The organism is Enterococcus mediterraneensis (assembly GCF_900604485.1).
GTDB lineage: Bacteria > Bacillota > Bacilli > Lactobacillales > Enterococcaceae > Enterococcus_C > Enterococcus_C mediterraneensis.
Genome location: NZ_UWOP01000001.1, coordinates 698,012 through 710,235 on the forward strand (window position 1 = coordinate 698,012; position 12,224 = coordinate 710,235).

Annotated in this window: 16 protein-coding genes; 6 read left to right on the forward strand and 10 right to left on the reverse strand. The window is 42.4% G+C overall.

Annotation, left to right across the window (positions count from 1 at the left end):
• Positions 1 to 120: 120 nt before the first annotated feature.
• Positions 121 to 1,803, reverse strand: coding sequence for a ribonuclease J (locus EFB00_RS03285; protein WP_122645499.1), 1,683 nt, complete (start codon positions 1,801 to 1,803; stop codon positions 121 to 123).
• 426 nt (positions 1,804 to 2,229) lie between these two features.
• Between EFB00_RS03285 and abc-f the strand changes: the two genes are divergently transcribed.
• Both abc-f and EFB00_RS03295 read left to right on the forward strand, forming a co-directional pair.
• Positions 2,230 to 3,690: a ribosomal protection-like ABC-F family protein gene (abc-f, locus tag EFB00_RS03290; RefSeq protein ID WP_122645500.1), complete on the forward strand. Its 1,461-nt coding sequence runs from the start codon at positions 2,230 to 2,232 to the stop codon at positions 3,688 to 3,690.
• Positions 3,691 to 3,801: 111 nt separating this feature from the next.
• The gene (locus EFB00_RS03295) at positions 3,802 to 4,182 is read left to right on the forward strand and encodes a YxeA family protein (protein ID WP_122645501.1); all 381 of its coding nucleotides are present in this window, start codon (positions 3,802 to 3,804) and stop codon (positions 4,180 to 4,182) included.
• Between the two features lie 93 nt (positions 4,183 to 4,275).
• Here EFB00_RS03295 and EFB00_RS03300 read toward each other — a convergent pair whose 3' ends face one another.
• Together EFB00_RS03300 and EFB00_RS03305 are read right to left on the reverse strand one after the other, a co-directional pair.
• Positions 4,276 to 4,692 carry a VOC family protein gene (locus EFB00_RS03300; RefSeq protein WP_122645502.1) on the reverse strand — a complete coding sequence of 139 codons (417 nt, stop codon included), beginning with the start codon at positions 4,690 to 4,692 and terminating at the stop codon, positions 4,276 to 4,278.
• Positions 4,693 to 4,848: 156 nt separating this feature from the next.
• Positions 4,849 to 5,904 carry an aspartate-semialdehyde dehydrogenase gene (locus EFB00_RS03305; RefSeq protein WP_122645503.1) on the reverse strand — a complete coding sequence of 352 codons (1,056 nt, stop codon included), beginning with the start codon at positions 5,902 to 5,904 and terminating at the stop codon, positions 4,849 to 4,851.
• A 143-nt stretch (positions 5,905 to 6,047) separates the two neighbouring features.
• Between EFB00_RS03305 and EFB00_RS03310 the strand changes: the two genes are divergently transcribed.
• The gene (locus EFB00_RS03310; protein ID WP_122645504.1) at positions 6,048 to 6,512 is read left to right on the forward strand and encodes an S-ribosylhomocysteine lyase; all 465 of its coding nucleotides are present in this window, start codon (positions 6,048 to 6,050) and stop codon (positions 6,510 to 6,512) included.
• Positions 6,513 to 6,637: 125 nt separating this feature from the next.
• Here the strand turns inward: EFB00_RS03310 and EFB00_RS03315 are convergent, their stop codons facing one another.
• From EFB00_RS03315 to EFB00_RS03335, 5 genes are all read right to left on the reverse strand, one after another.
• Positions 6,638 to 7,240 carry an alpha/beta hydrolase gene (locus EFB00_RS03315; RefSeq protein ID WP_122645505.1) on the reverse strand — a complete coding sequence of 201 codons (603 nt, stop codon included), beginning with the start codon at positions 7,238 to 7,240 and terminating at the stop codon, positions 6,638 to 6,640.
• A gap of 92 nt (positions 7,241 to 7,332) precedes the next feature.
• Complete coding sequence (locus EFB00_RS03320) at positions 7,333 to 8,187, reverse strand: glycoside hydrolase family 25 protein (RefSeq protein WP_122645506.1); 855 nt, start codon at positions 8,185 to 8,187, stop codon at positions 7,333 to 7,335.
• Positions 8,188 to 8,250: 63 nt separating this feature from the next.
• Positions 8,251 to 8,463 (reverse strand): DUF2922 domain-containing protein, encoded by a 213-nt coding sequence (locus EFB00_RS03325; RefSeq protein ID WP_122645507.1) that lies wholly within the window; start codon positions 8,461 to 8,463, stop codon positions 8,251 to 8,253.
• A 13-nt stretch (positions 8,464 to 8,476) separates the two neighbouring features.
• Positions 8,477 to 8,683 carry a DUF1659 domain-containing protein gene (locus tag EFB00_RS03330; RefSeq protein ID WP_122645508.1) on the reverse strand — a complete coding sequence of 69 codons (207 nt, stop codon included), beginning with the start codon at positions 8,681 to 8,683 and terminating at the stop codon, positions 8,477 to 8,479.
• A 75-nt stretch (positions 8,684 to 8,758) separates the two neighbouring features.
• Positions 8,759 to 9,238, reverse strand: coding sequence for a sigma-70 RNA polymerase sigma factor region 4 domain-containing protein (locus EFB00_RS03335; protein WP_122645509.1), 480 nt, complete (start codon positions 9,236 to 9,238; stop codon positions 8,759 to 8,761).
• Between the two features lie 178 nt (positions 9,239 to 9,416).
• On the opposite strand from EFB00_RS03335, the gene EFB00_RS03340 reads away from it, so the two are divergent.
• The 3 genes from EFB00_RS03340 to EFB00_RS03350 all read left to right on the forward strand — a co-directional run bounded on the left by EFB00_RS03340 (position 9,417) and on the right by EFB00_RS03350 (position 11,133).
• Entirely contained in the window at positions 9,417 to 10,232 is an 816-nt protein-coding gene (locus tag EFB00_RS03340) for a hypothetical protein (protein WP_122645510.1), read from the forward strand.
• Between the two features lie 205 nt (positions 10,233 to 10,437).
• The gene (locus EFB00_RS03345) at positions 10,438 to 10,806 is read left to right on the forward strand and encodes a hypothetical protein (protein WP_122645511.1); all 369 of its coding nucleotides are present in this window, start codon (positions 10,438 to 10,440) and stop codon (positions 10,804 to 10,806) included.
• A 15-nt stretch (positions 10,807 to 10,821) separates the two neighbouring features.
• A complete protein-coding gene (locus tag EFB00_RS03350) occupies positions 10,822 to 11,133 on the forward strand; it encodes a hypothetical protein (RefSeq protein WP_122645512.1) in 312 nt (103 codons plus the stop codon).
• 208 nt (positions 11,134 to 11,341) lie between these two features.
• Here EFB00_RS03350 and EFB00_RS03355 read toward each other — a convergent pair whose 3' ends face one another.
• Positions 11,342 to 11,773, reverse strand: coding sequence for a universal stress protein (locus EFB00_RS03355; protein WP_122645513.1), 432 nt, complete (start codon positions 11,771 to 11,773; stop codon positions 11,342 to 11,344).
• A gap of 59 nt (positions 11,774 to 11,832) precedes the next feature.
• On the reverse strand, positions 11,833 to 12,216 hold the full coding sequence (locus EFB00_RS03360) for a VOC family protein (RefSeq protein ID WP_122645514.1): 384 nt from the start codon (positions 12,214 to 12,216) through the stop codon (positions 11,833 to 11,835).
• Between the last annotated feature and the right edge of the window lie 8 nt (positions 12,217 to 12,224).

Here is a 12,224-nt window from a genome sequence, read left to right on the forward strand (position 1 = left end):
AACAGGACTTCCTTTTTTTAAATTATTATTTTCAAAAGTTTTCATACATTTTACATTTACCGGCAAAAGAAAGACCGGCTAAGAGTTTAAAAGGCTCTTCTCCAGTCTTTTGGAACTTGCTTATTTACGTGAACGTTTCCGTTGTGAAGACTCCATGATGACCGGTAAGATCACTGGTCGGCGTTTGGTTTGTTCAAACAGATAACGACTCAAACGTTCCCGGATATCTTGTTTCAATTTGCTCCATTCAAAGTCATCTGTTTGCAGATGCTTTTCAACGATCTCCGCTACCATATCAGCACTTTCTCTGATCAGATCGCGGCTGGCTTTGACGTAGACAAACCCTCGGGAAGTGATCTGCGGACGTGCCACGATCTTTTTGTCCCGACGATTGATCGTCACGACTGTCACAAAGATTCCATCTTCTGACAAGATTTTGCGGTCTCGCAAGACGATGTTGCCGATATCGCCCACACCAATCCCATCGATCAAGACGTTTTCTGCCGGTACTGCGCCACCTTGCGTCATTTCGCCGTTCTTGTATTCTAGTACATCTCCGCGAGCCGTAATGAAGATATTCCGTTCCGGGATGCCCACTTGTTTCGCTAAATCAGCGTGAGCCGCCAATTGACGATATTCTCCTTGGACCGGGATCAAATATTTTGGTTTGACCATATTCATCATCAATTGCAGATCGTCTGGATTTGCGTGTCCGGAAACCCGCATATTATCAGAAATTTGTTTGACAGTTCCGCCGGCGCGGTAAATGATATCTTCTGTTTTGGCTACCACTGTTTCCATGGCGGTGGTTGGCGTTGTTGTGATGTACACCAAATCGCCTTCTTGGATCCGCAAGGTACGGTGGGTACCGTTGGCCATTTTTTGTAGCGCTTTGATCGGTTCGCCCATTCTTCCGGTCTCTAAGATCAGCAGCTGTTCAGGAGCGTACTTTTTCATTTCCTTTTGAGTAATGAAGAGATCCTCATCCGGCACTTCCAATTTGTTCAATTTGATGGCGGTGCGGATGATCTTGCCGAAATCTTGGCCTGTCAACACAACTTTGCGTTGGGCGCGGGCAGCGGCATTCAATACTTGCTGTACTCGCTGCAAGTTGCTGGCAACACTGGCGACAATGATCCGACCTTCCCAATAAAGGATATTATCTAAAACTTCATCGGCGATTTGGCGCTCAGAAGCGACTTTCGCCGGATTTTCAGCGTTAGATGACGTGCTCAGCAATGCTAAAACGCCCTCTTTGCCGATTTCTGCTAGGCGAGCAAAATCCGTTTGATACATAGGCACTGCCGCTTGATCGAACTTGAAGTCTCCAGTATACACGATCGTTCCTTCAGAAGTTTTCAGGCTGATCCCAACTGAATCTGGGATCGAATGGGTAGTTCTGAAAAAGCTGACCGTCGTATCACTAAAGTCGATTTCTGTGTGTTCGTCAATCACATGAAACGCCCGGAATTTTTTTGTCGCTTCGTTTTTCAAGACATTGATTTTTGCCAACTCTACGGTCAATTTAGTACCGAAGACCGGCACATTGATCTTTTCCAATAGATACGGCAAAGCGCCGATCGCATCCGCGTGTCCGTGGGTCAAAAAGACCCCAGCGACACGATCCGCGTTTTCTTCTAAATACGTAAAATCTGGGATGACTGTATCGATTCCCAGCAATTCGTTCTCAGGATATTTCAATCCACAATCTAAAACGAATAGATCGTCTCCCGCTTCCACTACGTACAGATTTTTACCATTTTCCCGTACGCCGCTAAGCGGAATAATTTTGATACTACTCAAATTATTCACCTCTCGAATTTTTTTGATTATTTATAAATACTTCCAACGCATAAGCATCCACTTTTCATTATACAACAAAACCGGCGAAAAGTAGACCGAATGGCGCCAATTCTTAGGAAAGGCTTTAATCTGCAAAAGTAAAACCCTTTCTAAAAAAACTTTTCTTTTTTTAAAGGATATGCTATGCTGAATTCAGAAAACAAAGGAGGATTGAAGAATGATGGCATCTATGAGATTACGTTTTGCACTTTTGAATAAGTAATTGAATACAATTCAAAAGTCTTGTCAAAGCGACGATTTCATGGGATAAGTGTCGGCATTTTTCGCCATCTTTTTTATGACGATCACTCAGGGAGAGCACAAGGCTGTCCCTTTTTTGTGTACCCAAAAATCACGTTTTGCAAGCTGACAAGGAGTGCAAAACACATGGAATTAGCAGTAAAATTAACAGACATCGCAGTAACTTTCGGAAACAAAGACATTTTCACTATCGACAACCTGACGGCTTATCAGCAAGACCGGATCGGCATCGTCGGCAAAAACGGCCAAGGAAAAACCACCTTGCTGAATCTGATCGCCGGAACACTTCAACCTGATCGCGGAACCATCCAACGAGAAACCGACTTTACCTACTTTGCGCAGATCGCTACTGCTGCCGAAGAGTATCCTGAGTATCTCGATAACGAATTGCTGGGACGAATGAAGATCCCTGCAAACAGCGTTGAGACCCTCAGCGGCGGCGAAGCTTCCAAATTGCGGCTGGTTCAAACATTGGCTGATTACCAACTAGGTCTGCTTTTAGATGAGCCCACTACTCACCTTGATCGCCGCAGTATCGATCTGTTGATCGAAGAGTTGCGCTATTACTATGGTACGCTGATTTTCGTCAGTCATGACCGCGCGTTTCTCAATCAGCTGGCCACCAAAATCTGGGAGGTCGACGAAGGTCAAGTCAGAGAGTTTACCGGCAATTATGATGATTACCAACAGCAAAAAGAAGAAGAACGATTGGCACAGGAAAATGCCTTTGCCCGTTATGAAAAAGAAAAGACTCGTCTTCAGGTTTCCGCGCAAAAGAAAAAAGAACAAGCGGAAAAAATGGCGCAAGTTTCTGATAAAAAGAAAAAACAGAACATCCGCCCCAGCCGTTTGTCTGCCTCCAAACAAAAAGACACCGTTCAAAAAGCGGCACAAAAAACCGTTAAAACCATTGAAAAACGACTGGAACAGCTGGACACGGTCACAAAGTCTATTCAGCAGCGCAAAATCAATTTTCCCGCTGCCACGACCTTTTCCATCCACAATAAATTTCCAGTCATGGCGGAAAATCTGACACTGATCAGAGGAAATAAAAAACTGTTAGACAATGCGGATTTTCAATTTCCATTAGGCAAAAAGATCGCCATCACGGGCGGCAACGGCACCGGAAAAACGACATTATTGAACTATATTTACAACAAGCAACCGGGGATCACCCTTTCACCGAAAGTCGTGTTCAGTACTTATCAACAGATGGATTATCAGCTTCAAGAAGAAGAATCGATCCTTTCCTTTTTGATGAAACGTACAGAGTATTCCGAGCATTTGGTCCGCAGCTTGTTGAACAATCTTGGTTTTACCCAACAAGAACTTAGCAAACCGGTCAACCGATTGAGCGGTGGCGAGGCCACTCGGATCTCCATCGCCCTGACTTTTGTCAAACCTGCCAATGTCTTGATCTTAGATGAACCGACTAACTTTATCGATTTGTCTACGATCGCCGCGTTGGAACATTTTTTACAGTCCTATCCGGGGACCGTGTTGTTTACTTCCCATGATCCTTATTTTGTCGCAAATGTTGCAGATGAAATCTATGAGGTCCGCAATCAACAACTGCTGAAAAAATAGCTGAAAAGTAAAAATTGCTCCAGCTTACAACTTTGTTAGTCATTTCAATGGGCTTATTATGAAATGATGTGGTATTTTTATCTCATCAATAAATGAGAGGTTGAAAAAACTATGAAAAAAATTATCGGAGTAATTTTCTTGATCGCACTTGGTGTAGCCGGCTACTTTGGTTACAATTACTATAATGACACGTACAATGGACAAACAGCTTATGCTCGTATTCCCGAAACCGTACCTGAAAAAACACAAACAAAAAGTGATTCTGGTGAAATCATCAAAGGATGGTCATCTTACAAATATACACTGACCTTCGTCAAAGAAAACGGTGAAAAACAAACGATGGGGTATGATCTGTCTGGTGAAAATCCAACACCTTACCAACCAAATGCCATCGTCAAAGCGGAAATCAGCAAAAAACGGATCATCAAAGGACCAAATACTGTATCTGAATCCGATGTACCTGATAAAGTAATGAAAGAGTTGAATAAATAAGTTCATCTTTCTTGTACACTAACTGAATAATAAAAAACTGGAAGACAAGTCGATTTATCTGACTTGTCTTCCAGTTTTTTTGCTATTTTCTACTTATTCCCCACTATAATTGATCTGCCAATTCACGCCGAAGCGGTCAGTCACCATTCCGTAGAGCTTCGCCCAAGGTACCGCTTCTAACGGCATTTCGACTTTTCCGCCTTCTGAAAGCTGTTCAAACAGTTTTTTGGTCTCTTCCTCTGCGGTAGTCTGCAGGACTAGTGAGATGTTGTTCCCTACTACTACTTCCGGTGCGACCCCTTTTGGCACGTCCGCGAACATGACCAATGTTCCATAGATATTCATCCGCGCATTCGTGACCAAATCTTTTGCTTCGTCCGACAAGTGCATTTCTTCTATTCCCGGCATTTCTCCGTATGTCGTGATATCTGTTGCTTTCGTATCAAAAACTTTTTCATAAAATGTCATGGCTTCGCGTGATTCAGAGTTAAAATTCAAATAGATGTCCAATTGAAACAGCTCCTTTCATGCCCCTAAAATAGCACAAGTAACCGTTTTCCACAATTGGATTGTCTCATCAATATTTTTCTTAGGGAACGCTTAAAAAGCTAAGAAAAACGCCTTTCCTCTCGCGTTTCTCTTAGCTTTTATAGATTGATCGATAAATTATTCTACTCGTAATAGATCCATTTCATGCAATGTTTCGGCGATCTGTACGGAATTCCAAGCGGCGCCTTTCAACAAGTTGTCGGAAACCACCCACATGTGGAAGCCGTTTTCCACATCCAAATCTCGACGGATGCGGCCGACAAAGGTTTCTTTTTTGCCGATGCTGTTCAACGCTTGCGGATAGATTTGATTGCTAGGATCATCTTCCAATACGACACCTGGTGCTTTTTCTAACAGCGCTTTGATGGCAGCAACATCGGTTTTTTCTTTGGTTTCAATGTAAACTGATTCGGAATGTCCGCTGAATACAGGGATCCGCACACATGTAGCAGCAACTTTGATCGCTTGATCGTCCATGATCTTGTGAGTCTCGTTGATCATTTTCCATTCTTCATAGGTATAATCATCTTCGGCAAACACATCGATTTGAGGCAATGCGTTAAATGAGATAGGATAATGCTTTTTATCTCCGCCAGATGGCAAGATTTCAGGATTCAACTCATTCGCAGGAGTTCCGTCCAAATAAGACAGTGTTTCCCGTTTCAATTCTTCCATAGCTTGCGCTCCTGCACCGGAAACTGCTTGGTATGTGGAAACGATGATCCGGTCAAGACCTGCTGCTTGGCGGATCGGTTCCAACGCCACCATCATTTGGATCGTTGAACAGTTAGGATTGGCGATGATTCCTTTGTGTTGATGCAGTGCTTCTTTATTTACTTCTGGAACTACCAGCGGCACTTCCGGATCCATCCGAAAATAACTGGTATTGTCAACGACCACTGCTCCGCGTTTGACCGCTTCCGGCGCAAATTTCTTGGAGATCCCGCCGCCTGCACTGAACAAAGCAAGGTCGATCCCTTCGAAAGATTCTGGAACCAGTTCTTCCACTACTAATTCTTGGCCATTAAAGTTCAGAGTTTTTCCAGCTGAACGCTTAGATGCCAATAACTTCACTTCCGCCAACGGCAAAGATGTTTGTTCCAGCATTTCGATCATTTTGGTGCCCACCGCACCTGTTGCGCCAACAACGGCAACACGATATTGAGTACTCATTGACTTCACTCCTCATAAACTAAACTTTTTGCTATTTTATCACACTTTTCAGACAATTTCAGCAACACTTGTAATTTTTAGGGAATTGAAAGCCGCTTATTTTTTTGTTATAGTTACCACAATCGATTATTAGGAGGATACTTATGGCACGAGTAGAAAGTTTTGAATTAGACCATAATACAGTAAAAGCACCTTATGTCCGCCTTGCCGGAACTGAGGTCAATAATGATACATTGATCCAAAAATATGACCTGCGTTTTTTGCAGCCGAATGAAGATGCCCTGCCGACTGCTGCGGTCCACACATTAGAACATCTGTTAGCCGTCAACTTGCGGGATTATTTGACAGGTGTTATCGACTTATCACCAATGGGCTGTCGTACTGGATTTTATTTGATCCTGTGGGGCGAACACACCACAGAAGAGATTCGCGACGCCTTAGTAACTGTTTTGCAAAAACACGTTGTTGAAACCGACTATGTTCCCGCTGTTTCCGCAAAAGAATGCGGCAACTACCGCGATCACTCCCTCTTTAGCGCACAAGAATATGCAAAACAAGTATTGGATAAAGGCGTATCCAGCGATCCTTTTGAACGCAAACTTGGATAAGCGGAAGAGATAGAGCAAAATTCCAACAGATTTTTCCATCACGTGATCAGTTATCTGATGATGTCGATCTGCGAAAAAACAAAAAGGACAAAGTAAAAGTCTGCGACTTTACTTTGTCCTTTTCTTTATCCTTTTGTATTCAGCCAATTTCTTGCGGATCCCAGTTCCGCCATGTTGATTTGATGCCCAGTTGTGGTATGTTCGATCGTAACATCGGCACCGCGTTTTTCAAAGTTTTCTGCCAACTCATTGAAGGATTCAGGGCTGACGATCGGATCGCCATCACCAAAAGACAACCAGACTTTTTTATCCGCTAATGAAAAATCTTTGGTATGGACTTCTAGTGACATTGGGTGGAAAAAGATTCCTTTAGTCAACTTTGTTTCTCTTTCCAACAACAAATGAGCCGCGATATTCGCGCCATTTGAATAGCCTACCAAAATCCAGTCTTCCAGCGGTACTTGTTTTTCTTCACTCATTTGTTTGATTTCTTCGTACAAGCGGTCCGCTTCTTCTTCTAGACTGTCAAAATCAAATTGATTTAATCCGTTGCGTTTAAAAAATCGATTCATTCCTTCTTCTTGGACTTCCCCACGAAACGAAAGAATCCGACATGAACCATCTAAAAAACGGGCGATGTCTACTAGCGAATATTCATCTCCGCCAGTGCCATGAAGCAGCAATAGATTTTTTCCGCCCGCTTCTCCTGCGTCAAAATAATACTTCACCCTGTGCCCCTCCTATCACTTACTTATTGTAAGTGTAAGATACCATGCTCAGCTTTTTCTGACAAGTATTCTGTTTTGGTGATTACCCTTTATTAAAATCTGCCGAATCCAGAAAATTCGCCCAGAGCCAGAAAGCCCTTCGATCCATCATCGCGAGGCTGGATTCCCCATAGATAACCATTTGCGATACAGATGTCATTGATCTTCACCTGCTGCCCTTGTTTTAATAAAGTGATGGCCGCAGCTTTAGGATCCGCGGATTTCCGCAGATAAATATCCGTCATCAAAGTGAATGTCTTCATAGTGATCGTACCTCCTTCCACAGGGCCTGCCGCGTTTTTGTCGAAAAAATAATCAAATGGCTTTCCATTCAATCGATTTAGATCCAACGCCCCATTATAGCCGGGCAATCGGCCATTGGAAGTATATTGATGAAGATCATAATTTTTTGAAGCGGTGGGATCCGCGCCTAAATAGAATCCATCATTTACGCCATATGTCGGCAGCCAGATCCCGTCAAAGGCTTTCGTGTCGATGTTCAAGCGCTGATAAAGATGGTTAGCGATATACGCTCCGACTTTTTTCGCTCCGGATTTTTTTAGCTTTCGTCGGTAATATTCACAGCCGCTTCGCATATCTGCCATGGAGAACTCTTCGATATCCAACCACCAAAAACTCGGTTCGAATTCCTTTCCTCTCAGCCAAAACAGCTCCGCTTCTTTTTCCATATCCTTATGATCCACACCGCGGACCCACGCGTAAACAGCGATCGGGATACCGCGTTTTTTAAATTCTCTGATATGGGTTCGATAGTGTTTGTCCTCATAAGCAGAACCGTATTGGATCCGCACGATCACCCCTGAAATCTGTTTTGCTAACTTATCATAATCGATCTTTGAAGGCAGCTGCCATTCACTGATATCGATGATCGCTGGTTTAGGAATCATTTCTTCCCCTCCTAAAAAAGAATGGAAAAACCGGTCACCCCGATTTTCCCATTCAAAAATCAATTAAAACAATTCAGTCTCGATCACTTCGACATATTTTGCACTGTCGACTTGAGTAAATAATGCGACACCCGCCTTTTCAAAAAGCGGCAGTTGTGTCAGTTCGTTCATCGCTGTTTGGACTTGGATCGCCGAGAGATTCTCATCAGCGAATCGCGGAATCAATTTGTGTTTTTTACCTTCTTCGTTTAAAAATGTCATGTGCAGTTTTTTCATTTAGATCTCCTCCTTATTTCACGTATTCAGTAGCAACTGTTTCAACGACACTCACCACTGCGGCAGATTGCGGCGCTAAGTTGTCAAAGACGTCGCCTAAAGCCAAGATGTCTTCTTCTGCCGGATTTTCAACGACATTTGTCATTCGTTGTTTGGACAACCGTTCTTTCCCATCTTCTTGGTACATGATCCCTAATTCAGTCGTTACACTTGCTTTCATATTTTTTACCTCCCAGTTTTTGTTTTAGTAAGTTGCGCGCCTTACACCCTTATAACGAAATTTACAGGCAAAATGTCAAACGCTTTTTTCATTTTTTTGAAATTTTTTTCGCAACTGTTTACGATAGTGATGCCGCGTCTGTCGGCTCAATGGTTTTTCGTTTTCTTGAAGCAGTTTTAACAGCATTTTTTGTTCTTTTTGTTGAAGGGCTGCCCATAGATCCGTGAAATATTCCCGCAACTCTACAGCGATTTCTGCCGGAAGCTGTTCCAATAAAAGCTCATCTCCTGATTCTTTAGCTTGGATTTTTCTATTTCTTCGCTGGAAGTCCCGTACATGCCAGCATAATTTTTGAAACAAGAAACCTTTGGGATACTGTTTCTCAAAAGTTTCTCGAGAAGTGAAGGGGACGATCATCTCATAGCAAAGAATCCGTAATTCTTGTAAACAATCATCATACTCAGCGTGACGTTTATAGATGCCGACTTTTGACAAGACGATCTCCATCAACTCCTGATACTCCCGCAATAATTCTTCGATCTCTTGATTTTCCATCTCGTTCATCCTTTTTCACAATTCCGGCCGGTAACTAAAGAATAGCAAAGAAAAAAATCCCGCTGATCCTGCTATTTCCGCAAAATCAGCGCAATCTAGAAAAAAAGATTGAAAAAACTATCGTAATTATTAATGGAAGATCGTTTTACTAATTTTAGTTATGAGGATGTGTTTAGTCATGGAAAAATCAGTTGGTCACAAAAACATTGGCAAATCAGGAACTTTCGCAGCTCGAGATTTCAAAGCAAGTATAACGGAAACAAACATACGGCAAACGACAATTTTTCATCAGAAAAATATTGATACGTTGACGTCAAAAATCGAGCCTGTCGCGGAGTTTCCCACTTACCAAACGATCTATGCATTGATCCCTGTTGAGAAGGAACATTACAGACAGTGTTTCGTTTTGACAGAGGACTTGTTTCAATGCGTGGAAAGCTGCAACTATCAGATAATCAACTCACTTATCCAAACCCATCTTCATATCCAGCCGAAGCTGTATCGCTATGCCCTCGCGACTGTTTTTCATCACTACCATTACAAACTTTCATGCGGATTGCCCAATTATTCGTTGATCCCTCTCGGTGCTATCAACAGCAAACCAACCATTTGGATCAATCCCGCACAAATCTCCGCCATTGAAGAAGGGGCACTAGATACTTGCATCCATCTGCGCAATGGATTTCAGATCCGTTGCGAGCTCACGCGAAAAAGCATCCACAACAGTATGCAATTAGGTTTTATCTGCCAAGGAATCGTCAAACGCGAATGGAGTTATGACTTGCTTCACGAATACCTCCCGCTGCAAGAATACTTGCAAATACTAGGCACCAACGAGATCAATCATGTCATCCGCAGCCTGACTATTGCCGATATCCCCGGAAAGCGCGGAGACATGATGAAAAACTATCACATAGAAAACGAATTGGAGATCATCAGAAAAATCAATGACCGCGAAGAACGCTTAGGCAAACCAAAGGCGATCGTATGCTGAATCAAAGGTCGATATAAAAAAAGCGGATTTCGCCCGCCGACATCTTTATTAGTTGCTTTATTTATGGAACATGTTACAATGGAATTTAATATCTTTTGTTATTTTTTATAAAGGGGGTGATAGCCATGCATGAATTATCCTTTTTAGTAGGGCTATTACTGCCTGCTAAATCAAATGGATCGAAAAAGAAAAAGGAGATTTAGTCATGTACATTATTGAAGGAAATGAACGAAAGATCAACTATGTGTGGGAACATATCAAAAAACAACATACAGGAAATAAAATCGCAATCGTCGGCTACGCCGATTCTTTGCCGCAAACGCAGCTCCGGAATAAACAAGTTATTTTTTATACGAGTTTGTCTGATCCTGCCAAATGGCTCCAACAAGCCGAAGCATTTCTCAAACAGTTTGAGGAACAGTATGATGGGATTATTTTTTATGTAGATTGTCCAAAAGAAGAGATCAATCACCTGCGTCAAATCGCGAAAAACTATCGTCCAAAACTAACGGTTACTGTCCACTCAGACGCTCCCCTGTCGATCACTCATTCGCCAGTAGAGCGTTTGGCTTAAATGAGGGATAAAAAAATGTTAAAAAAAGTAGTACGTGAAACCACCGTCAAAAATGCAATCCTTTTTGGCAGTCTACGTCTTTTCCAGCAGGAACAGTGGCGTTTGACTAAGAAAAAAAGCGAATTAAAACAGCTGTCTCAACAAATCCAATCATTGATGCAGCTTCATCTAACGACAACCAATCGTGTCATCGGATTGCCGATGTCGAATCATCAGGTTCTATTGATGGAGATTGAAGAAGAAGCAACCGACCAGCTGTGTCACGGTATCGAAACCATTGTGGAAACAGCGGAAGGACAGTTTATCGCAACCCGCAGCTTCCATTAAAAAAGCAGATAAAATAAGACATTTTCTCAAAAAAAGCCATTTCAGAACCCTAAACGGTTTCTTGAAACGGCTTTTTTATTACCTTATTGCATCAAAATTATCGTCATCGCGAATTTCTATTGGGAGGTCTTTACAGCTAACTTCTTTTTAAGTATCTTTTATCAATAAAAAACCCAACACCTTTTCAGATGTTGGATTTTTGACTGAATTATTTCACCATCAATACACTGCATGGGGAATTGTCCACAATATACTGGGTGGTCGATCCGACTTTTTCACGAGTGATGGATCCCATTCCTGTCGCGCCGACAATGATCAGATCGATCATATGGGCTTCAGGGATCGTTTTTGTGATAAACACTTTAGGATCTCCAACTTCGACGATCGGTTCAACCTGAGATAGTCCAGCTTCTTTGGCATCATGGATGCGTTTCAACATATCCACTTCAGTTTTTTCCTGCTCCTCTTTTAAAATCTTCGAGTAGGCAAAAGAACTGGTAGACAGCTCCTCTTCATTGATGATGGCTGCGATGTAAAGACTTGCTTGATTTTGTACGGCGATATTGACCGCTTCGTTGAATGCTTTGTCCGCATTTTTCGACCCGTCGATCGCTACTAGAATTGATTTATATCCGTCCATTGTAAGCGCCCCCTTTTCCTCATTATAACATTATCGGAAAGAGGACAAAACAATTAAGGTTATTGATCCGTCGTTAGTTCGATCAGATTTCCTTCTGGATCTTGGATCACTGATTCATAATACCCGTCGCCTGTGGTTCGCGGACCACTTAATAAAGGAAAACCATCTGTGACAAAGCGCTCGGTCATAGCATCCACATCACTTTTATTTCCCACCGCGATCGCAAGATGAGTATATCCCAGACTGTCTGCGATCCGTGGGGACAAATGTTTTTTATTGGTCAGTTCGATCCTGCTGCCTTCTTCAAATTCTAAAAAGTAGGAACGAAATCCCGTTTTTTGATTATGGTACATTTGATTGCTGGTGACATGAAAATATGTTTGATAGAAATTTTTCATTTTTTCAAGGTCATCTACCCAGATGGCGATATGTTCGATTTTCATAAGCATTC